This window comes from Bradyrhizobium sp. WU425, from assembly GCF_021052305.1.
GTDB lineage: Bacteria > Pseudomonadota > Alphaproteobacteria > Rhizobiales > Xanthobacteraceae > Bradyrhizobium > Bradyrhizobium canariense_D.
This window is the reverse complement of the sequence record NZ_CP088089.1, coordinates 755,416-774,378: the sequence shown is the minus strand read 5'-3', so window position 1 is coordinate 774,378 and position 18,963 is coordinate 755,416. Positions and strand designations below refer to the sequence as shown.

At 62.3% G+C, this 18,963-nt stretch carries 24 protein-coding genes and 1 tRNA gene; 12 read left to right on the top strand and 13 right to left on the bottom strand.

The features are described from left to right. Window positions 1-77 precede the first annotated feature (77 nt). The 5 genes from BcanWU425_RS03660 (at window position 78) to BcanWU425_RS03645 (ending at window position 4,864) form a co-directional block, all read left to right on the top strand. Window positions 78-641 carry a hypothetical protein gene (locus BcanWU425_RS03660; RefSeq protein ID WP_231189818.1) on the top strand — a complete coding sequence of 188 codons (564 nt, stop codon included), beginning with the start codon at window positions 78-80 and terminating at the stop codon, window positions 639-641. A gap of 526 nt (window positions 642-1,167) precedes the next feature. Next, entirely contained in the window at window positions 1,168-2,382 is a 1,215-nt protein-coding gene (locus BcanWU425_RS03655) for an SIR2 family protein (RefSeq protein ID WP_231189815.1), read from the top strand. 6 nt (window positions 2,383-2,388) lie between these two features. Beyond that, a complete protein-coding gene (locus BcanWU425_RS03650) occupies window positions 2,389-4,260 on the top strand; it encodes an ATP-binding protein (RefSeq protein ID WP_231189812.1) in 1,872 nt (623 codons plus the stop codon). Next, the gene (locus tag BcanWU425_RS37645; protein WP_445818648.1) at window positions 4,220-4,468 is read left to right on the top strand and encodes a KTSC domain-containing protein; all 249 of its coding nucleotides are present in this window, start codon (window positions 4,220-4,222) and stop codon (window positions 4,466-4,468) included. The genes BcanWU425_RS03650 and BcanWU425_RS37645 overlap by 41 nt, the downstream gene beginning before the upstream one ends. A gap of 111 nt (window positions 4,469-4,579) precedes the next feature. Continuing rightward, window positions 4,580-4,864 carry a hypothetical protein gene (locus tag BcanWU425_RS03645; protein ID WP_231189806.1) on the top strand — a complete coding sequence of 95 codons (285 nt, stop codon included), beginning with the start codon at window positions 4,580-4,582 and terminating at the stop codon, window positions 4,862-4,864. Between the two features lie 736 nt (window positions 4,865-5,600). Here BcanWU425_RS03645 and BcanWU425_RS03640 read toward each other — a convergent pair. After that, window positions 5,601-5,738 (bottom strand): hypothetical protein, encoded by a 138-nt coding sequence (locus BcanWU425_RS03640; protein ID WP_231189804.1) that lies wholly within the window; start codon window positions 5,736-5,738, stop codon window positions 5,601-5,603. A 180-nt stretch (window positions 5,739-5,918) separates the two neighbouring features. Between BcanWU425_RS03640 and BcanWU425_RS03635 the strand changes: the two genes are divergently transcribed. Continuing rightward, window positions 5,919-6,122, top strand: a complete 204-nt coding sequence (locus tag BcanWU425_RS03635; protein ID WP_231189802.1) for a hypothetical protein — start codon at window positions 5,919-5,921, stop codon at window positions 6,120-6,122. Window positions 6,123-6,357: 235 nt separating this feature from the next. Here the strand turns inward: BcanWU425_RS03635 and BcanWU425_RS03630 are convergent, their stop codons facing one another. From BcanWU425_RS03630 to BcanWU425_RS03585, 10 genes are all read right to left on the bottom strand, one after another. Beyond that, window positions 6,358-6,654, bottom strand: a complete 297-nt coding sequence (locus tag BcanWU425_RS03630; protein WP_231189800.1) for a hypothetical protein — start codon at window positions 6,652-6,654, stop codon at window positions 6,358-6,360. Continuing rightward, a complete protein-coding gene (locus BcanWU425_RS03625) occupies window positions 6,648-7,421 on the bottom strand; it encodes a hypothetical protein (protein ID WP_231189798.1) in 774 nt (257 codons plus the stop codon). The genes BcanWU425_RS03630 and BcanWU425_RS03625 overlap by 7 nt, the downstream gene beginning before the upstream one ends. Before the next feature lie 44 nt (window positions 7,422-7,465). Next, window positions 7,466-8,146, bottom strand: a complete 681-nt coding sequence (locus tag BcanWU425_RS03620) for a hypothetical protein (RefSeq protein WP_231189795.1) — start codon at window positions 8,144-8,146, stop codon at window positions 7,466-7,468. 2 nt (window positions 8,147-8,148) lie between these two features. Continuing rightward, window positions 8,149-8,865, bottom strand: a complete 717-nt coding sequence (locus BcanWU425_RS03615; protein ID WP_231189791.1) for a hypothetical protein — start codon at window positions 8,863-8,865, stop codon at window positions 8,149-8,151. Further along, entirely contained in the window at window positions 8,862-9,476 is a 615-nt protein-coding gene (locus tag BcanWU425_RS03610) for a hypothetical protein (RefSeq protein WP_231189789.1), read from the bottom strand. The genes BcanWU425_RS03615 and BcanWU425_RS03610 overlap by 4 nt, the downstream gene beginning before the upstream one ends. Window positions 9,477-9,576: 100 nt before the next feature. Further along, entirely contained in the window at window positions 9,577-10,014 is a 438-nt protein-coding gene (locus tag BcanWU425_RS03605) for a hypothetical protein (protein WP_231189787.1), read from the bottom strand. Further along, window positions 10,011-10,163 (bottom strand): hypothetical protein, encoded by a 153-nt coding sequence (locus BcanWU425_RS03600; protein ID WP_231189784.1) that lies wholly within the window; start codon window positions 10,161-10,163, stop codon window positions 10,011-10,013. Before BcanWU425_RS03600 ends, BcanWU425_RS03605 begins: the two co-directional genes overlap by 4 nt. 19 nt (window positions 10,164-10,182) lie before the next feature. Continuing rightward, complete coding sequence (locus BcanWU425_RS03595) at window positions 10,183-10,656, bottom strand: hypothetical protein (RefSeq protein WP_231189782.1); 474 nt, start codon at window positions 10,654-10,656, stop codon at window positions 10,183-10,185. 82 nt (window positions 10,657-10,738) lie between these two features. Continuing rightward, the gene (locus BcanWU425_RS03590; RefSeq protein WP_231189780.1) at window positions 10,739-12,025 is read right to left on the bottom strand and encodes a hypothetical protein; all 1,287 of its coding nucleotides are present in this window, start codon (window positions 12,023-12,025) and stop codon (window positions 10,739-10,741) included. Beyond that, window positions 12,022-12,309, bottom strand: coding sequence for a hypothetical protein (locus tag BcanWU425_RS03585; RefSeq protein ID WP_204512747.1), 288 nt, complete (start codon window positions 12,307-12,309; stop codon window positions 12,022-12,024). Before BcanWU425_RS03585 ends, BcanWU425_RS03590 begins: the two co-directional genes overlap by 4 nt. A 22-nt stretch (window positions 12,310-12,331) precedes the next feature. Between BcanWU425_RS03585 and BcanWU425_RS03580 the strand changes: the two genes are divergently transcribed. Beyond that, window positions 12,332-13,108: a hypothetical protein gene (locus tag BcanWU425_RS03580; RefSeq protein WP_231189778.1), complete on the top strand. Its 777-nt coding sequence runs from the start codon at window positions 12,332-12,334 to the stop codon at window positions 13,106-13,108. A gap of 55 nt (window positions 13,109-13,163) precedes the next feature. On the opposite strand, the gene BcanWU425_RS03575 is transcribed toward BcanWU425_RS03580, so the two are convergent. Together BcanWU425_RS03575 and BcanWU425_RS03570 are read right to left on the bottom strand one after the other, a co-directional pair. After that, window positions 13,164-13,240, bottom strand: a tRNA-Arg gene (locus BcanWU425_RS03575). 163 nt (window positions 13,241-13,403) lie between these two features. After that, on the bottom strand, window positions 13,404-14,903 hold the full coding sequence (locus BcanWU425_RS03570) for an ATP-binding protein (RefSeq protein WP_204512749.1): 1,500 nt from the start codon (window positions 14,901-14,903) through the stop codon (window positions 13,404-13,406). Between the two features lie 382 nt (window positions 14,904-15,285). Here BcanWU425_RS03570 and rpmH point away from each other — a divergent pair, with 382 nt between their 5' ends. The 5 genes from rpmH to BcanWU425_RS03545 all read left to right on the top strand — a co-directional run bounded on the left by rpmH (window position 15,286) and on the right by BcanWU425_RS03545 (window position 18,862). Continuing rightward, the gene (gene rpmH, locus BcanWU425_RS03565; protein WP_008542748.1) at window positions 15,286-15,420 is read left to right on the top strand and encodes a 50S ribosomal protein L34; all 135 of its coding nucleotides are present in this window, start codon (window positions 15,286-15,288) and stop codon (window positions 15,418-15,420) included. A gap of 27 nt (window positions 15,421-15,447) precedes the next feature. After that, complete coding sequence (gene rnpA / locus BcanWU425_RS03560) at window positions 15,448-15,861, top strand: ribonuclease P protein component (RefSeq protein WP_204512750.1); 414 nt, start codon at window positions 15,448-15,450, stop codon at window positions 15,859-15,861. Between the two features lie 13 nt (window positions 15,862-15,874). After that, window positions 15,875-17,734: a membrane protein insertase YidC gene (yidC, locus tag BcanWU425_RS03555; RefSeq protein ID WP_204512751.1), complete on the top strand. Its 1,860-nt coding sequence runs from the start codon at window positions 15,875-15,877 to the stop codon at window positions 17,732-17,734. 109 nt (window positions 17,735-17,843) lie between these two features. Next, window positions 17,844-18,497 (top strand): ribosome biogenesis GTP-binding protein YihA/YsxC, encoded by a 654-nt coding sequence (gene yihA / locus BcanWU425_RS03550; RefSeq protein WP_085351580.1) that lies wholly within the window; start codon window positions 17,844-17,846, stop codon window positions 18,495-18,497. Then, window positions 18,497-18,862 (top strand): DUF423 domain-containing protein, encoded by a 366-nt coding sequence (locus BcanWU425_RS03545; protein WP_018453033.1) that lies wholly within the window; start codon window positions 18,497-18,499, stop codon window positions 18,860-18,862. The genes yihA and BcanWU425_RS03545 overlap by 1 nt, the downstream gene beginning before the upstream one ends. Window positions 18,863-18,963 lie beyond the last annotated feature (101 nt).

Sequence of the window (18,963 nt, the reverse complement as noted above, 5' to 3'; positions counted from 1 at the left end):
GCCTCGGCAACTCTCGTTTCCTTTTGCTTCCGGAGGCCCTTGAGGGATCAATCAGTTCGATCACGGTCCGCACCCTCATGCAACGCCAGTTCGTGTTCGGAAACGATTTCGGCTCGAAGGATGTCTACGAAATGCTCAACGACGAGCACGTGCGGCCGTTCGCGGAAAAGCTGTTTGAGGTATTCGGCTGGCGTTTGCAGTTCGAGACGTCGGGAAGCACCAAGATGGTCTGTCTGATGCCACCTCTTGCGGAATCCTCGGAAGTCCCGCGCGACAAGAGAGAGAGGCCCATCAGGCGCCTACATTGCGCGTCGATGAGGCAATCGCCATCCTCCTGCTGCGGGCCTTTTATGAAGGCCATACACGGTGCCGGCCTGATCGACGGGAATGCCGAATGTCATACCGACAGTCTCTTCGATTTCTGGAAGAAGGAGACGAAGAAGGAGCCTTCGCCCAAGGCCGCTCGGCCGGGAATACCTGCCGCTTCTCGATCGGCCGGAGGCGGATGCGCTGGAGCAGCTCAAGAAGCGCTTCGGCAAGGGAAGCGGCCTCTCGATGATCCGCAACAACTACGCCTCCGACGACGATTGCCGAACACACCGCGTTCCAGCTTACTGACGGAAACAGCCGGGTGTGCTTGATGCTGATCGCGGCCGTTGCCGCACCCGCGGTAGCACGGGATCAGCCGAAGTCTCTCAAGGTAAGAATACGCGAGCCACCCGGATCGACCAACCACTACATGATCGACGAAGACGGCACGGTGCGGATCGATTTGGCACGCCGTCGAGACGCTCGTGGCGTCGAACGCGGGTCGTACAGTCCTGCCCATCGAACAGTTGATGCTGGCGATCAGGGACGGCACCTTGAAGCCTGCGGGATAACGCGCCCAAAAGCCTCGGAACTGTCACATATCCCGGCGAGCCCAGCGGAGAGTAGGCCACATTCGGTGACCGGGGTGACGGGCGCTGATGTCGAACACCGGTCTCTGCGTTGGCGCGACGTGATCGGCTCTCCAAGCGGCGTTAACGTACGAGTTGCCAAGACACTTGTTTTCTCGTCTAGGGTAGAATGACTGATTCGCGGATTTCGCACTCGAGCACGATCACCGGGCGACGCGCGTCCTCCGGCATCACCTCAAAACCTTCCGGTTACGACAGGGAGCCCAGCATGAACGGGGAGCAACAGTCGCACGACGCGCAGAAGACGCTCACCGACTTGAGGGACCACCTGGCGCGGCACGACAAGCCGATAGCATTCTTTTTTGGTGCGGGCACCTCGTGCTCAGTCAGGGTGCCCACCGGCGACGGCGCACCAGCGCCGCCGCTGATACCCGCGGTCCCTGGCCTCACGGCTGCATGCAAGAAGGATGGTGCCGACCTGGGCGAAAAATACGCAAAGGCGTGGGCCTTGATGGAGGTCCAGTGCGTCGAAGCCAAGCAGGACCCGCACGTTGAGAACATTCTTTCGCGCTTGAGGATGATGCTCAACGCGATCGGTAAGAACGATACGCTGTCCGGCCTGAAGACAGATGAGCTGGAGAAGCTTGAGGAATCAGTGCGAAAAACGATCGCGAGGCTCGTCACGCCCGATCTAAAGGGGCTTCCCACAGACTTTCCGCATCGGAAATTCGCGCGGTGGCTTGCGAAGACGTCTCGCAAAGCCTGTGTCGAGATCTTTACCGTGAATTACGACGTTCTCATCGAGCACGGCCTCGAGTCCGAGCGTGTTCCCGTCTTCGACGGTTTCGTCGGAAGTTATCAGCCCTTCTTTCTCGCAGACAGCTTGCGCCGAGCCGAAACGGCACCAGGACCACATTGGACCCGCCTGTGGAAGATGCACGGCTCGGTCACGTGGCGACGCATCGAGCAGGATGGGCGCATCCGCGTCGTCCGCGGCGATCCCGACCTCGCCGGCGAAATGATCCTGCCCTCATCCCAGAAATACGACGAATCACGGCAGCAGCCGTATGCCGCTTTCGTGGACAGATTGACCCGCTTTCTCGAACAAGACGATGCGCTGCTGATCGTGGCTGGATTCAGCTTTGGCGACGAACACATTAACAACCTGATTTTCGGCGCCTTGGAAAATAGACCACGCACCCACGTCTATGCCTTGCAGTTCGAGGAGCTTTCGGAAGACAGCGTCCTGATTAAGCGCGCCTATCAGCGCTCGAACTTGATTGTGGTCGGGCCGAAAACCGGCGTGATCGGGGGACGCCGCGCGAAGTGGGCTCCCTCCGACACGCCCGCATTCATGGATGGCGTATTCGAACTCCAGGAGACACCCGCCGCCGCCGGAGTTCCGGAAACGCCTAAGACAGGGCTGATGAAAATAGGCGACTTCGCTCGCTTCTGTAACTTCCTCGATTCAATGGCGGGTTGACGACCTATGCCGCTCGGCGATCCCACGTACATCGGTCAGATCGCGTCCGTGACGGGCGCGATCATCCGTGTGCGCCTACGCGAGGACATGCCGTCGACTCTCGTCATGATCGGCGGCGAGTCGTATCGCGTCGGGCAAATCGGCGGGTTTTTCAGGGTGCCCCTGGGGTACACAAACCTTTATGCTGTATGTACGCAGATCGGTGCCGATGCCGCCCCGCCAGGCAGTGGGGAGAAAGCGTTCGGTGCCGCGCTCGAAGATGACAGGCAGCTTCATCTCTCCGGTTATCGCTGGATGACGATCGTGCTGTTCGGCGAAGCCCTCGGCGGCGAATTTGAACGTGGTGTGGGTCAATACCCGACTGTCGGAGATGAAGTGCACTTGGTGACCAACGATGACCTGAAGGTCATTTATGGCTGGGCTAAGGGCAAGAAAGGCACGATTTCGGTTGGGCGCATCGCGGCGGCGTCGGGAATATCGGCCGACATCAGCGTTGCCGGCCTTGTAAGCCGCCATAGCGCCATCGTCGGCTCAACCGGCGCCGGAAAATCCAATCTCGTCACCGTTCTCCTGGAGACCGTTTCTGACGGAAGTCTGCCGAATGCGCGCGCGATCGTCATCGATCCGCACGGCGAATATGCCACCGCGCTCGGCGATCGTGCGCGAGTGTTTCGCATTCGGCCGAATGAGGCGGCGGGTGAAAGGGCTCTTTGGGTGCCGTTCTGGGCACTTCCATTTGTCGAGCTTCAGCAATTGACACTGGGCGGCCTTCAGCCCAACCACGAGGCCACGATTCGCGACGAGGTGCTGGATATGAAGGTGGCCGCGGCCGCGCATCTCGCGGTGCCGCCGCCGCCCGAAACACTGACAGCGGACACCCCGGTGCCGTTCAGCATCAAGAAGCTGTGGTACGAACTAGACAGGTTCGAAAGGATGACGTTCCCCGTCAGCGCTAACCAGACCGACGCCAACGTTCATCCTCCGGAGCAAGTCGGAGACGCAATGTTGCTCCAGTCGGACCGGTATCCGGCAGCCAGTCCATACAATCAGGCGCCCTACAAGAATCAGAAAAAGCGCAACCTTGAGCGGCAACTCGACCTCATGCGAAGTCGCCTCAAGGACGCCCGTTTTTCTTTCCTTTTCTCGCCCGGCGGAGGCTACGAGCCCGACTTGAATGGAAAGGTCGCGAACGACCTCAACACACTTGTCAGGGACTGGGTCGGACACGACAAGCCGATAACGTTATTCGACGTCTCGGGACTACCGTCGGAGGTTCTTCCAACCATCGTCGGCACAATGCTCCGGATCGTCTACGACATGCTGTTTTGGGCGCAGGACCTCCCTATCGGCGGGCGACTGCAGCCGCTTCTTGTGGTGCTCGATGAGGCGCATCGCTTCGTTCCGGAAGGCGTTGACACGCCCGCCCATCGCACGTTGTCGATGATCGCAAAAGAAGGCCGGAAATACGGGACTGGCCTCATGCTGGTCACGCAGCGCCCATCCGAGATCGACAGCGCAATTCTAAGTCAATGTGGCTCCATGATTGCGCTGCGGCTTACCAATTCGGCGGACCGCGCCAAGGTCTCAGCAGCGGTCCCTGACGACCTGGGTGGACTGGTGGACCAGTTGCCTTCGCTGCGGACGGGCGAGGGGGTCTTCCTGGGCGAGGTGATGCCCATCCCGTCGCGCGTCAGAGTGCGCAAGGCCAAGCAGAAACCCGTCGGCGACGATCCAAAGCTACCCGACGTATGGCAAGTACCGGATCGTCCAGACGGCGACCTGTATACGCAAGCGCTGGCGAATTGGCGTGCTCAGTCAACATCTGTTGAAGTTGAGAATGACCAGGACGAAGATGGGGAGGGGCAGGCAAATGCCTGAAATGATTTTTATCGACTCCACTAACATCGAAGCATTTGGTTACGCCGTTGAGACACAGGAACTTCACGTGCGGTTTCTAAAGTCCGGTGAGACGTACGCATATTACGCTGTCGAAGAGTGGAGATATCAAGAGTTCCAGCACGCAGACTCAAAGGGCCAATACTTGAATGCCAATATTAAGCCCAATTATCAGTGCGCAAAACTTTGACGCTACGCCGACCGTTCTACACGCTCGCTGGGCGCCCTACCATGTCGCGAGGTCTATCTCGTTGTACCGAGGAGAAGTCGAATTCTAAGACGGCTGAAGGCGGACTGACCGATGGCCATCCGAAATGAGCCGTACAGGTACTGCATCGTCGAGAGCTACTACCCGGCCGACACCTCCGGACTGCACGGGCCGATGCACGTTCACCCTATCGCCAACCAGCCGTTTGCGACGCAGCTCCACGTGGAGTGCAACAAGGCTCTCTCGAATCCCGCCCTGTATAAGGTCGGTACGCTGTTCAGGATCAGAGCGAAATTGATCGATCGGCAAGGCAGGGGAGAATTTCTGTATTCGTATTTCGGAAGGCCCCTGGATGTCGTTGGTCCCGATGAGGTCTGATGCGCAAGATACTCGACCATCTGGATCGAATCGTTCGCCCGGCGCTGCGCGACTACGCCGCGTCCGAGCGAGCCTTGAACGCCGCACATGAATCGGGAGACCAGGCGGCGGTCGACGCTGAGCGCGATGACGTCATCCGCAAGGCGCGGTCTGCGGCGAACGAACTCCACCATCTGACGGACTCGTCCTCAACAACCCCGCGCCAGGCATGCCGTCATACCTGGACGTTGGACCCGTCCGGCTGCTGCTGCATCCGCACTGCGCCTTTCTCAGGAGGACCACATCGATCGAGGACGTGCAACTGCAGAGGGCGGTGTCGGAGGCGTTCAAGCATTTCCACCTCGATCGGCCGAGCGCCACGTCTTTGCCTGTCGAATATGATGGACGTACAACCACGTTTATGCCGCCACCTCTAAATTCCGCTTAGATAAATAAGCAGAGCGATAGCAACAAGGAAGCCGTCAGGGCCCCGGAAGGTTAATCGTGCGATCGAGGCTGCGAGGACACGAAGTCCGTCGTTGCTGCCTAATCCAAGCGTAGCGCAGTGCAGCGTCCATGCCGCCCGCAAAACTTGCCCTCACCAGGTCGCGCAAGTCCCGCTCCTTGCGGGGCTTGCCGAGCTGACCGACGGCGTTGGCACAAGCCGTACGCACTCGGAAGAGTCCCGTAGAGCCGTGAGACGGTCTGCATTGCGGACCATTGTTCTTGATCGGTTCCGATGAGTCAAATCCGAAGCTTAAGTTCGATTCCACACCGAAATCCGACAAGCCGAAACCATCCAGGCGGCGGCCACGTCTACCGGGAAGAAGCCGTACTTCTCGCCTTCCATCTTGAACGAGTGGCCCTGGATGTACAGGCGCACTTCGCGATCCATCGATATTCGGCGGCACTCGGTCCTGAAACGATGCCGCCACCCCTCTCGCTGGACTATGCCATCACCCTCCACAAGGCCTAGGGCTCGAGCTTCCGGAACGTCGTCATCCCGATTCAGAAGACCCGGCTGCTGGACCGGTCCCAGGTCTACACCGCGATCACGCGGGCCACCGACCTGGCCGTGATCTTCGGCGGCAGCGAGGTGCTGCGGCAGGCGATGGAGCGGGAAGCCCATGCCGAACGGCGGGAGACGGCGCTAGGCTTCTTGCTGGAGGCCAGGGCCCGTTCTTTAGGAGTGTTGCCCTTTTCCGCCGATAGCAGTCTTCTGGAGGAAACGGCGGAGACGAAGACTATGAAGGAAAGATACAAGGTAGAAGTCGGGTAGGCGCTCCTTAGCGGTGGCCGCCGCGAACAAAGACGGTCTGGAGTCGGTAAAGAACGAGCTTGCCGCGCTACGCGAGCCGGCACTACAGCAACGACCGGATCACGTCACGTACGTGGACAGCCCAGACAAGCACCGACGACCGGCTGGGCCGTAGTCGCGTGTCAAAGTTGACAAAACGACTCGCCGTGTCGGGTAAACGCCCAAAGTCAATGACTAACACACACAATTTGCCGTTCTAACGCTGGGATCGCCGGTGCGGCGTACGAGTGCGACGCTCAGCCGGACCGACCGCAAAGCCCTGCGCTTGCGCCACGTCTTCCCTGATCGCCTGATCCGCCAGGAGGCGCAGCACCTGAGCCGGCAGCCGCGGCGAACGCGCGAGATCGTCCCTCCCGTTGGCGAAGCCGTGCCTGTAGGACTGTGACCTGTTCGTTGAGGGCTCCGGGCTATCCGCCTTGAAGCCGTCCATGTAGCCCTCCACCATCTCGGCGGAAAACAGCTCCTCGAGTGGCCGATCCGTCTCGTTCACCATTTCATCATTCCTTCGATCTTGAGCACATCCTCGGAGGTCTCGAGCGTCAGCGCGCGAAATCCGAGGTCGGCCTCGTTTGCCGTCCGCCAGTACGGCTCGCAGATAGGGTCGACGATGTGCTCGAGATCGACGGTGTAGTCCTGGACGAGATCGAAGCCGTTCTCGCCGAAGATGAGGCGCAGCCAACCGCGCGAGTTTTCCTTGTGGACGTTCATCTCGACCCATTCGACCTGCAACATGTATTCGAGGATGCCGTAACGGTCGATGGACCTGACGAACTCGGGCTCCAGGTCCTGCAGGTCGCAGGTGATGGTGTAGCCATCCGCGATCAGGGCATCCACGAGCTTGGTCGCGATTTCCCTGTCGATGCGCCGGACCTCGCGCTTCTTCGCGATCCGCGCGAGCCGCCTGTCGTACTCCGCGTCGGCCACGACCCTGCCGGCCCAGTACGGCGTCTGACGCCGGAGGAATTGCGCCGCGATCATATCCAGCGCCGCCAGCCTTTCCAGCTCCGGCTGGCCGGCTCGGACGACGGTCGCCTGAAGAGACAGGGTCCAGGCGCGGCCCGCGTCCGCCGTCTTCGGATGCATGGTCCAGGTGTAGAGCACGAACGAGCCGAAATCGTCTTCGATCAGATGGGTGCTCCAGCGGTCCTGGTACCCCAAGGCGATCTTCATCGCCTCGACGGGCGAGAGCCGCCGCGCGATGACCAGATCGTCATCGTCCAGACTGTCTGCGGGAATGTACGCGGTGTGGGTCTCGTTCATTTTTTTCACCTGAGAGGATGATCGCGGAGATTGGTCGGGCTCGGTCAGCGCGGCGAAAGCGGGGGTGCCGACGCGAGGCCGGCCGCACTCTCCGCCGCGTCCCTCTTCGCACCCCGCAGCGCCCAAGCAGCTCGTCGCAGCGTCGTCCAGTCGATGGAATCGGCGAAAGCGAGGCCGGCCCGGCGTCGGGCGATCAGCCTGGGCGCCGCCGCGGCGATGTCGAGGAATTCCCCGAGCAGCTTGCCGAGGACCGAAGCATCGAGCCGCCGCAAGCCGTCCGCGGCGGCGTCGGTCGGGACGTCGCCCGGCACATGGTAGATCAGCGCTTCTTGGTCCTTCGGCGAAAGTCCGTCAGGGGTGCCGCCCCGCGTGGTTGCCCGGTATTCGAGGATCCAACGGACCGAATCAAGCGGCATGCTCGCCACGATCCGGTCGGCCTCGCCCTCGTACCGCACGAAGCAGAGGCCATGCGGGATGCCCAGCTTTTGCGCGAGCTTGATGGCGAACATATCGACGTAGACCCGGGCGATCTCCGAGCGCTGCGCGATGTGGTCGCCGAGCTCCTCGAACAGCTGCATGTAGTCGTCCTCGTCCAGCCAAGACCCTTCGGGCCGCATTTCGGAGTATTGGCGCGCTGCGCGGAGGCGCGGCTGCAACAGGAGCGCCTCCCATTCCGGAGAGGCAAATCCGGAGAAACCCGGCACGAAGACTTCGAGCTCGATCATGCTTAGACCCTTTCGCGGTTCGCCGGACGCCGGCGCGCCGCCCTTGGGGTACGGCGGTGGGCGAGCTTGGCATCGTTCTTCTTCCGGTTGACGGCGCCCTCGGACCCGGACATTGCGGCGCCGCCGGCGATCTCAGCGTAGATCTCGTCGTCGATATCGGGGTCGGTGAAGGCCTCGAGCAGGAGGCACAACTCGTTCTTGTCCCACCTATCGAGCCGCGTGCTGCCGGCCCAGGCGTGGATGAGCTTGCTGTGGTGCGGCATCGGCGTGAACCAATTCCGGAGCAATTTGGACAGACCGCGGTGGTCCTCCTGTTCACTCAGCTCGAACAGCCTCTGGGCCGTGCCGATCGGCACCGTGGCCACGATCCGGTCGGTCGTGAAGATGTAATCGCCGGGCTCGATCCTCTCGAACTTGAGCCTCGGCGCAAAACCCAGGCTCTCCGTTATCTTCCGTTCGAAGCACACGCACCAAGCCCTCGCGATCGAGGCGCGGTGTTTGGAAACGTCGTTGAACTGCGAGAGCATCTCCAGACCGTCCCCTCCGTCCCGGTCGGCGCCGTCCATGCGGGCGTAGAGCTGCTGCGACTTGTCGAGCAACCGCTCCCACTTGGTTTTGTGGAATCCGCCGAAACCTGGCAGGAACATTTGGCGTCGCTTCGTTACGCCCCGTTCGCCGTTCGCCTTGCGGATCGACCCCGAATTGAGAATGTTCTTCATGCTTCCTCGCTGTCTCCGAGCGGAGTGTTCAGATATGCCTGGGCCTCCCTGTGCTGAGCGGCTTCCGCCTCGAACGCGGCCCAGTCGACCGCGCTCGAAAAAGCCTCGCGGAGCTCGCCGTCCTTGGTCATTTCAGCGAACAGCAGCAGGTCGATATGAGCGGCGACGAACGCGTCCAGAAGGACGCAGAGACGGTTCTTGTCCCAGCCCTCGACCGGATCCTGCAGCCATTCGCGCAGTTCGCCGCCGTAGTCCGTTGCGCGGCGGCCCAGCGTCAGAATCCGATTGCCGACGGCCCTCTCGAGGCCAACGTGCTTCCGTAGCGCGCTCGCTTCGAACAGCGTGCGGACATCTTCCGCGGGCAAGGAGGCGACGATGCGGTCGTTCTCGGCCGGGTAATCGGCCGGTCGCTCGAGGCGCGTGAATTTCAGCCCGATCGCCAGCCCTCGGGTCACGTATAGATGCCTCTTGAAATGTCGGCAGAAACTTCGTGCGACGGCGACGCTGAAGGCCTTCTCATCGCACGTGAGCGTCGCGATCTGCCTGAAATGCGCGGCCTTCAGCGGCCCTCCTTCTTCCCTATGGTTCTGAGCGCAGAGCTCCTTCTGCACGCTGATCGCCTCCTCCCAGGAGGTCTGGAACGAGCCGCCGAACCTCGGCAGATATGTTTCGAGCTGTGTGATGGTGCTCCGGATCACGTTGCGGCTCCGATTACTTTGTTGCGGTTCGCACCGGGCGATTCCGGACCAGGCGTCCGTCGAAGAACACGCGCGTATCGTGCTCCATGATGTCCTCGAAAAGTTCGAGCGCGCGGACATGATCGGTCGCGACGTCGGCGGTGCGCGGAACCGCGCCCCGCAGGACGGGCTCGAACACGTCGGTGTCCCAGCGGCAGCGACCGATGACGTATTCGCGGAGGTCGCCCCGGTCGCGATAGAACATCGCCGCGCCGTGTTCCTTGCGATACTCCAGCGCAATGATGAGGGCCTGGGCTATCGTCGCGTGGGGCGCGATGATCTCTTCGCCCCCGTTGCGCTTCACGATCATCGCGAACCTCTTGCCGTCCAGGCTTCGTGGCGCTCGAATGTAGACCGAACGCCACGGCTGGCGGGCCGGCGGAACGCGATCGGCCGTCGGTGTCTCGTTCATGAGCTCGCTCCGTACGCGTGGTCAGGGCGGGCCAACGCGCGCGCTTCGATGGCGCGCTCGCCCCGGCCAGACGTCGGCGGCGCCCAGGCGGGCGACGAAAGGCCCGAGAAGTCGAGCAGGTAGGGAACGAGCAGCGTCTCTTGCGGCATCTTGCTTCTCCTCGTCGCCTTACGGTCGGGGTTGCGCCGGCATCCCGGCCACGACCGGCATCGGCGGCCTCCGGCGCGCGGCGGCGAGATCCGCGAACCGGGTCCAGTCGACGGAGTGCTCGAACGCCTCGCGGACGTCGCGGCCGGCCGTCATTTCGGCGTACAGCCGCTCGTCGATCTCGGGATCGACGAAGCCGGCGAGCAGATCGCAGAGCGCGGCCCGGCCCCAACGTTCGATCGGTGCGGCGAGCCACTGCTCGACCGCCTCGTCAGGATCGGGAACGACTACCTGCATCGCTCGGCCCGCGCCGAGATGCCCTCCAAAATTCTGGAGAGGGGCGATATCGCCGTGGACGATGGTGGCCCTGCTCCTGGCGTCGTCTTCCAGCGCCTGGACGAGTGCGCGCGGCAGCTTCACGCCGCGCGTCACGACATCGTCGGCGGCCGGACCGGCGGCCTTCGCGATGAATATGGTGTAGACGACTTTCGACATCGCGTTTCCTTCAAAACACGTAGCTTGGCAGCAACGATTGGTGTCCTGATTGCACTTGCTCACTCCCGCCCCTGCCGGTCGACTAGGCCAGCTTGCCATGGCGTGACGACTGCCTCGCCTTTTGGACCCGAGCGGAAATCTCGGGGGCACCGCGCATGTAGATTTTGCGCGTCGTCGTCTTGGTTGCGTGCGCGCCCGAACCTGCCAGATCGTCGTGCGACGCGCCGGCGCCGGCGGCTTCGGTGATCCCTCCCGCCTTAGAATCCATATTCCAGACCGACTTCGGGACGCCGGCCGCATCAGCGTACTCGCGCCAGAGCTTGCCGAAATCCATGTGCGTGGGCCAAGGAGAGCCGTCCTTTCGTCGGGCGACCGGCATCTCGGGATCCACGGGTCCAAGCAATTTGAGGCAGCGCGCCACGAGTTCGCATTTGTCGAGGTCGTGCACTACGTATTGACCGGTCTTCGACGTGCGCACGCGAAGGATCTTGTTGTCGGTGAGGATCATGCTCATGGTCATCCCCGACCAGACCTTCGCGCCGTGGTGCACTTCACCCGGGTTTGCGACGTAGCTGCCTTTGACCGTCCGCCATTTGCCGACAATATCGATCTGACGCAGGAAGCATTCGAATTGCAGCGCCTGGACCAGCGCCGAGGAAATGTCACCGGCTTCCAGTGCCCAGGTCACGATCGCGCTCGCATGCTCGTAGGTCAGCACCGAATCCCGGGGAGGATTCTTCGCGAACCTCATCTTCGAAAGGCCACTGAGAAGGCGCTCGCAATGGGTGTAGAAGAGGTTGGCCTGCATGCCGTAACCGAGCAGGATCTTGACCATCTGGATGCAGCCATAGGCTCGCCTCACGCGATGTTCTTCGCCTGGCGAGATCGGCTCTTTCCAGTGGCGGTAGCAGGTCCTGAAATACTTTGCGGTGAGCGCATCGATACGACGCGGGCCGATCGTCCCGCGGACGATCTTCAGCCAGTCGCGGTACGAGCTTTGGGTATTTTGCTGGACGTCAGCAAACCCGCTCTCGGGATCGGATTCGTACATGAGGCAGAGGCTCCCCATGGTGCCGTTGAACTTCGGCCTCAGGCGCTCCTTATCGTCGTTGCCCTTCTCGAGCCAGCGCATGAGACAATCGTGTTCGCGCTGGCAAACTTGCTCGATCGTTTCTTTCGACACCGGATCCGAGAGATCAACATGGATGCGAACGGTCGCGGGACGATAGTCAGCACACTCAGGGGTTTCATCCTTCGCCCAGTAGAGCTGGATTTTGCCCCTTCGCCGGACTTGCTTGAGGCCCGGCGCGTGGAGTTCCATGACCTCGCCGGCGATCCGCACCTTGGCGGCTCGATTGCGTTTGGTCATGGGCCGAACCTATCCGGACCATCTTCTGGATAGTCGGCTTCCAGACTGCCGGTGCCCTCGCGGTTATCGATGAATTTCAGTACGGCGGGCACATAATAGAGGTGCCGAATGGAAGGGCGCGCCGACGGCATACCGTCCCGTTCGAGCACGCGGCGGACTTCCCGCCAGTGGTCTGCGTACTCACCCAGCACGACATGCGCCATGAGCTGATCGTCGGCATAGAGCGGCGTCGGAATGATCACCCCTCGCCGTCCGATCGCGCGATATTCCAAGCCTTTCGCCATCATCCTCTCCAGTGGACCAAATATGGCACTGAAAATTCACTGGCACAATAGGTCCACAGAAGTTATAAGCTGTCGGTTAACGACCGATTCGGGGGGCTCCGTGGTCAGCTCAAGGGAACTGGCGGATGTCGTCGGGGACGCTCTCGGCATCTCCCGAGCGAGCGCCCAACTGCACCTGAAGACGATCCGAGCAGGCGGCCAAATCCTGTTCGCGGGATATGGACGTGCTGCCGCCGAAATGACTTCGCTCGAAGCGGCTCGATTGGTCTTGGCTTGTGCCGGAAGCACCTTCGCCAAAGATTCGATGGAGGTCCTGAAACGTTTCGCTCACTTAAGACCAGCGGGCACCAAAAAGTCTTCGATTGGTCTGGAGCAGTTTCTGTCCGCGAGGATCGCGGAACTTCCGATGTACGTGCAGCCGGAACAGCGGGAGCGCGGCCTCGGAAGATCGTTCGGCTCGCGTCGGCTCGCTCAGACTGCACTGCAGCTATACGAGCCGATCGGAGAAAAGGTGGAAGAACTGCCGCGCTTTGCGGTGGTAAGGTGGCTCGAGGAGAAGGGGCACTCCAAATTGAAAATTTTCGGACCCGCGATGCGCCTGGTCGCGCGAGGACGACATTCCGCAAATGCACCTGCAGATGAAGACGACCTGTCTGGAGCGGGCGAATTTCACCACGTACTCGGTCAATATTCCGACCATCGTCTTTTTCAGGTGCGGGCGGTCGGAAGGACCGCCCTGATCGAGATCGGCGCGGCGCTTAAAGGAGCGACGGCCGATTACGGTAACGGCACTGGGTAACACTCGGTAACGCCTTTGGGGCGCACCGGGAAAAATCAATGAAAACAGAGGTAAATGGCGCGCCCGGAACGATTCGAACGTCCGACCCTCAGATTCGTAGTCTGATGCTCTATCCAGCTGAGCTACGGGCGCGTTTTTCGCTGACATTGCGGGCGTGGCCCGCAGGCAGCCCCCGGCGACGCCGGAGGGGTGCGAAAGAGCGCCCTGACTAACCGCTCTTGCCCCAATTGGCAAGGTCCGGATTGAGGTGATTTTGCTGGGAAATGACGGTTTCCGCACTCAGCCGCCGGCCGACCTACGCCCGCGCCCGCTCGTTGCGGACGGAGAGCAGTTCCACGGGGCGGTCGGGGATGACGATCCGGAAGGTGGCACCGATGGTGCCTTCGACCAGATGGATGTCGCCGCCATGGGCGCGGACCAGCTCGGCGGCGATGGCAAGGCCGAGGCCGCTGCCGCCGGGGCGGCCGGAGGTCTGGAACGCCTCGAACAGGTGTTCGCGAGTCTTCTGCGGCACGCCAGGGCCGGTATCGGAGACCTCGAGGATGGCGACCGCGCCCTCGCGTTTTCCCGTGATCCGGATCTGCTGCGCGCCGCCCTCGGCGGACGCATGGCTTTCCAGCGCCTGGGCGGCGTTGCGGACGAGGTTGAGCAGCACGCGGAAGAGCTGGTCGGGATCGGCATCGACCGCGAGCCCGCGCTCGATTGCGGCGACCCAGGAGATCGAGGCGTCGGAGGCAAGGCCAGCGGTCTCGCGCACCTCAAGCACCACCGGCTCGATCATGATCATGCGCCGGTCGGGCGCGGCTTCCTGGGCGCGGCCGTAAGACAAGGTCGACTGACAGAAGGCGATGGCGCGCTCGAGCGAGCGGACGAGTTTTGGCGCAAAGCGCTGCACCCGCGGATCCGGCACGCTGGCGAGCTGGTCCGACAGGAGTTGTGCCGAGGCCAGCAGATTGCGCAGGTCGTGATTGATCTTGGAGACGGCGAGGCCGAGGGCGGCGAGCCGGCTCTTCTGATGCAGCATCGACATCAGGTCGCGCTGCATGTCCGATAATTCGCGCTCAGCAACGCCGATCTCGTCGCTGCGATGGCTCGGCACGATGATCCCCGCTGAACTCTCGGGATTTTCGTGGAAGCCGACCAGGCTCGCGGTCAGCCGCCGCATCGGGCGCACGAAGAGATAATGCATGGCGAGATAGACGAGGCCGGCGGTCAGCACCGCGATGATCAGCGCGACCACCACGACGTTGCGGGAGAATCGGTACATCGACTGCCGCAGCGGCAGCTCGTCGGTGACGATCTCCATGAACTGGGCGTTGCCGACGCCGGGCCCGACGATCCGGATGGCCTGGTTGCCGGTCTCCAGCATCATCCGGAACGAGCCGGTGATCGCCTCCCACGCCGTCATGTCGCGCAGGTCGATATCGTGCTCGATGGCGGCGGGCAGATTGTCGCTGGCGAGCAGGCGACGCTGCTGGCCCATCTTGATGGCGACGGCGCGCGCATTGATGCTTTTCAGGATCTCGCGCGAGAGCGAATCGGGGACCATGCCGAGCGGCGCCGCATCGAGCACCAGCGCTGCCGTGTTGGCCGCGGCGACGCGGTCGTTGAGCCGGTTGACCCAGAAGTTGGCGATGGCCGGCACGTAGAGCAGGATGGCCGCGATCATCACCAGGGGGACGGTGAGCAGCAGCAGCTTGCCGGACAGCCCAAGTCCGCGCGTCCCACGCGGCAGCCCCGCCGGCGGGTCCCGCTGATCCCCATCCTGGATCGGCTGGAGGTCTGTCGCTGCCACGAAATTCGCCCTCGCTGCCTTTACCGGGTTGAAGATTTGGCTGGTGAAGGGTTTGGCGCGTACGAAGATGCGGCCCGCCCCCAGCGCGGTCAAATTACAGATCGTCAATCTGCCAAGGTCGGATGTAAGCGCAGATTTGGCGAGTCGCTACCTCAAGGGTTAAAAACCCCGCACAAACAGCGATATTCGCCGGAATTGAGCTCTTGTGCGGCGTTGACGAAAAGAAGGCGCTCGCTTATAAGCCGCGCAATTGTCCGCGATGACCCGGTGTGACCGCCGGGAGCGGCTCTCTTGGGGCCGAAAAAGGCTCGTTTTGGGCAGCATCTTCCGGACTTTATCATCAATTCTACAGGCAAATTGCCCGGTCAGCGGAGAAAAACCCGTGAAGCGGACTTATCAACCCAGCAAACTGGTGCGCAAGCGCCGTCACGGCTTCCGTGCCCGTCTCGCCACGGCCGGCGGCCGAAAGGTGCTCGCCGCCCGCCGCGCTCGCGGCCGCAAGCGTCTGAGCGCCTGAGCCGGACCCCCTTTTTGGGATTTCATCATGGATCGGCTGAGGCAGCGAGCGGATTTCCTCGCCGTTGCCAATGGCGCGCGGGTGAATAGCCCCGCGTTCGTCCTGCAAAGCCGCGGTCGCGACGATAGCGGCCCGATCCGGATCGGCTTCACCGTCAGCAAAAAGAACGGCAACGCCCCCGAGCGCAATCGCATCCGGCGCCGGCTTCGCGAACTGGTGAAGCGGCTCGATCCGGTGTCGATGCAGCCCCATCATGATTATGTGCTGGTCGGCCGAAGGGACGCGCTCTCGCGCGGCTTCGCCACCATGCTCGACGATCTGCGCATAGCGTTCGCGAAGCCCGCGCGGCATACGCACAAGGGACGCGGCTCAAAAAGCAGCCCAACAACCGACGGCTTAAAGCCCGGCCCCGCTCCTGCGACCAGCCGCAAACCGGATTGATGACGAGAGAATGATGACCGACAACCGCAATACCATCCTCGCCGTCATTCTGTCGGGCTTCGTGCTGATCGCCTGGCAATATTTCTACAACATGCCGGCGATGGAGAAGCAGCGCGCCCAGCAACAGGCGCAGGCCGAGCTGCAGAAGACCACGCCGCAGCCGACGGCTTCCGCGACGCCGGGCGCCACGCCGCAGGCCGGCAGCACGGCCCAGCCGTCGACGCCGAGCGCGAACCAGCAAGCCCAGCCGGTTCAAAGCCGTGACACCGCCATTGCTGCCAGCCCGCGCGTGAAGATCGAGACGCCGCGGATCGCCGGCAGCATCTCGCTGAAGGGCGGACGCATCGACGATGTCGCGCTGGTGCAATTCCGCGAAACGGTCGATCCGAAGTCACCGCCGATTATTCTGTATTCGCCCTCGGGGACCGCGGAGCCGTATTACGCCGAGTTCGGCTGGGTACCGGCGACGGGCGTGACGGCGAAACTGCCGGACGCGCAGACCGTCTGGCAGCAGGACGGCAGCGGCAGCCTGACGCCGACGACCCCGGTGCTGCTGAAATGGGACAATGGCGAGGGCCTCAACTTCCGTCGCACCATCTCGGTCGACGACCACTACCTCTTCACCGTCAAGGACGAGGTGAGCAATGTCGGCAACGCGCCGGTCACGCTCTATCCGTTCGCACTGATCTCGCGCCACGGCACGCCGCAGGTCTCCGGCTACTACATCCTGCATGAAGGCCTGATCGGCTATCTCGATGGCTTGCAGGAATACGCCTACAAGAAAATCGACGAAGCCAGGACGGTGAACTTCAAGGCCACCAATGGCTGGCTCGGCATGACGGACAAATACTGGGCCTCGGCGCTGCTGCCGGACACCAGTGCGCAGATTCAGGCGCGCTTCTCGTCGAACCCGAGTGGCAACGTCCACACCTACCAGACCGATTATCTGCTCGATCCCGTCACCGTCGCGATCGGCGGCTCCGCGACCGCGAACGCGCGGCTGTTCGCCGGCGCCAAGGAAGCCAGCGTTGTCGGCATCAATTTCCCGCTCGCCGGCCATGGCGGCTACAACAAGGAACTCGGCCTCAACCATTTCGATCTGTTGATCGACTGGGGCTGGTTCTACTTCATCACCAAGCCGATGTTCCTCGGCCTCGACTTCTTCTACCGCTTCTTCGGCAATTTCGGCATCTCGATCCTGCTCGTGACCGTGATCGTGAAGCTCCTGTTCTTCCCGCTGGCGAACAAGTCCTACGCCTCGATGGCGAAGATGAAGTCGGTCCAACCGCAGCTTCAGGCGCTGAAGGAGCGCTACCCTGACGACAAGGTGAAGCAGCAGCAGGAGATGATGGAGATCTACCGCAAGGAGAAGATCAATCCGGTCGCCGGCTGTCTTCCCGTGGTGATCCAGATCCCGGTGTTCTTCTCGCTGTACAAGGTGCTGTTCGTCACCATCGAGATGCGGCACGCGCCGTTCTTCGGCTGGATCAAGGATCTTTCCGCGCCGGACCCGACCAACCTGTTCACTCTGTTCGGATTGATCCCGTTCGATCCGACCACTATCCCGGTGTTCGGCCACTACCTGGCGCTCGGCATCTGGCCGATCATCATGGGCATCACGATGTGGTTCCAGATGAAGCTGAATCCGACGCCGCCGGATCCGACGCAGCAGATGATCTTCAACTGGATGCCGCTGATCTTCACCTTCATGCTGGCGGGCTTCCCGGCGGGCCTTGTGATCTACTGGGCCTGGAACAACACGCTCTCGGTGCTCCAGCAGAGCTACATCATGCGCCGCAACGGCGTGAAGGTGGAGCTGTTCGACAACATTCGAAACTCCTTCAAAAAAAAACTGACGACTGAGGCGACGTAGCCGTCATTGCGAGGAGCGAAGCGACGAAGCAATCCAGAGTCCCTTCGCGGATGCATTTCTGGATTGCTTCGCTTCGCTCGCAATGACGCGGACAACAGAAAGCCTTCGCATGAATGACGACAAAGATGCGAAGCTGATCGAGGTCGGGCGAAAGCTGTTCACGCGCGATTGGCAGTTCATCTGGGCCTCGCCCTCGACTGAAACGCTGCCGCCGATGGCGGGGCTGGAGATCGCCTTTGCCGGCCGCTCCAATGTCGGCAAGTCCAGCCTGATCAACGCGCTGACCGGCCGCAACGCGCTCGCGCGCACCTCGCATACGCCGGGCCGCACCCAGGAGCTGATCTTCTTCGAGGTCCCCGGGAAAAGTGACCTGCGCCTGGTCGACATGCCCGGCTATGGCTATGCCAAGGCACCGAAGAGCCAGGTCGCGTCCTGGACCGAGCTGATCCACAAATTCCTGCTCGGACGCGCGAGCCTCGCGCGCGTCTACGTGCTGGTCGACGCGCGGCACGGCCTCAAGGACGTCGATCTCGAAGTCCTGAAGACACTCGATCGCTCCGCGGTCAGCTACCAGCTGGTTCTGACCAAGGCCGACCAGATCAAGGCCGCCGAGCTTCAATCGCGCATCGTCGAGACCGAGGCCGCGCTCGCCAAGCGTCCGGCCGCGTTCCCGAACGTGCTCGCGACCTCGTCGCGGAGCGCAACCGGGATGGCCGAGCTGCGCGCCGCGATCGCCAAGCTGCTGGAAGAGCGCACCTCGTAATGGCGGCGTTCCGCCTGTTGATCGGGCTTGCCGGTATGATGGGCGCCGCCGGCGTCGCGCTGGCCGCCGCTTCCGCGCATGGCGGCGATGCGAGCCGGCTCGCCGCCGCAAGCGCCATGCTGCTGTTTCATGCAACCGCCATACTCGCGACCGTCGCCCTGCTCGGGCGCGGCCTTCTGCACGGCGGAATTGGCATCATCGCCGCGTCCGGCTTCGCAGCCGGCGCCGCGCTGTTCGCGGGCGACCTCACCTTGCGGCAATATGCCGGCCATTCGCTGTTTCCATATGCGGCGCCGACGGGTGGATCGGTGATGATCTTGAGCTGGCTGGCAGTGACGCTCGCGGCGGTGGTGGGAAAGAAATAGTGGCTCTTTGTTCCTTCTCCCCTTGCGGGAGAAGGTGGCGCGAAGCGCCGGATGAGGGGTTCTCTCCACGAACTCACTATTGCGCGCGCGGAGAGAACCCC

What these genes read in the sequence shown, in the direction of transcription:
- BcanWU425_RS03660 (WP_231189818.1), top strand. Translation starts at nt 78, where the DNA reads ATGCAACGCCAGTTCGTGTTCGGAAACGATTTCGGCTCGAAGGATGTC.
- BcanWU425_RS03630 (WP_231189800.1), bottom strand. Translation starts at nt 6,654, where the DNA reads ATGGTGAACGAGACGGATCGGCCACTCGAGGAGCTGTTTTCCGCCGAG.
- BcanWU425_RS03585 (WP_204512747.1), bottom strand. Translation starts at nt 12,309, where the DNA reads ATGGCGAAAGGCTTGGAATATCGCGCGATCGGACGGCGAGGGGTGATC.
- BcanWU425_RS03580 (WP_231189778.1), top strand. Translation starts at nt 12,332, where the DNA reads ATGGCACTGAAAATTCACTGGCACAATAGGTCCACAGAAGTTATAAGC.
- BcanWU425_RS03605 (WP_231189787.1), bottom strand. Translation starts at nt 10,014, where the DNA reads ATGAACGAGACACCGACGGCCGATCGCGTTCCGCCGGCCCGCCAGCCG.
- BcanWU425_RS03545 (WP_018453033.1), top strand. Translation starts at nt 18,497, where the DNA reads ATGGCGGCGTTCCGCCTGTTGATCGGGCTTGCCGGTATGATGGGCGCC.
- yihA (WP_085351580.1), top strand. Translation starts at nt 17,844, where the DNA reads ATGAATGACGACAAAGATGCGAAGCTGATCGAGGTCGGGCGAAAGCTG.
- BcanWU425_RS03650 (WP_231189812.1), top strand. Translation starts at nt 2,389, where the DNA reads ATGCCGCTCGGCGATCCCACGTACATCGGTCAGATCGCGTCCGTGACG.
- BcanWU425_RS37645 (WP_445818648.1), top strand. Translation starts at nt 4,220, where the DNA reads ATGACCAGGACGAAGATGGGGAGGGGCAGGCAAATGCCTGAAATGATT.
- BcanWU425_RS03655 (WP_231189815.1), top strand. Translation starts at nt 1,168, where the DNA reads ATGAACGGGGAGCAACAGTCGCACGACGCGCAGAAGACGCTCACCGAC.
- BcanWU425_RS03615 (WP_231189791.1), bottom strand. Translation starts at nt 8,865, where the DNA reads ATGAAGAACATTCTCAATTCGGGGTCGATCCGCAAGGCGAACGGCGAA.
- BcanWU425_RS03645 (WP_231189806.1), top strand. Translation starts at nt 4,580, where the DNA reads ATGGCCATCCGAAATGAGCCGTACAGGTACTGCATCGTCGAGAGCTAC.
- yidC (WP_204512751.1), top strand. Translation starts at nt 15,875, where the DNA reads ATGACCGACAACCGCAATACCATCCTCGCCGTCATTCTGTCGGGCTTC.
- rnpA (WP_204512750.1), top strand. Translation starts at nt 15,448, where the DNA reads ATGGATCGGCTGAGGCAGCGAGCGGATTTCCTCGCCGTTGCCAATGGC.
- BcanWU425_RS03625 (WP_231189798.1), bottom strand. Translation starts at nt 7,421, where the DNA reads ATGAACGAGACCCACACCGCGTACATTCCCGCAGACAGTCTGGACGAT.
- BcanWU425_RS03620 (WP_231189795.1), bottom strand. Translation starts at nt 8,146, where the DNA reads ATGATCGAGCTCGAAGTCTTCGTGCCGGGTTTCTCCGGATTTGCCTCT.
- BcanWU425_RS03640 (WP_231189804.1), bottom strand. Translation starts at nt 5,738, where the DNA reads ATGGATCGCGAAGTGCGCCTGTACATCCAGGGCCACTCGTTCAAGATG.
- BcanWU425_RS03600 (WP_231189784.1), bottom strand. Translation starts at nt 10,163, where the DNA reads ATGCCGCAAGAGACGCTGCTCGTTCCCTACCTGCTCGACTTCTCGGGC.
- BcanWU425_RS03595 (WP_231189782.1), bottom strand. Translation starts at nt 10,656, where the DNA reads ATGTCGAAAGTCGTCTACACCATATTCATCGCGAAGGCCGCCGGTCCG.
- BcanWU425_RS03590 (WP_231189780.1), bottom strand. Translation starts at nt 12,025, where the DNA reads ATGACCAAACGCAATCGAGCCGCCAAGGTGCGGATCGCCGGCGAGGTC.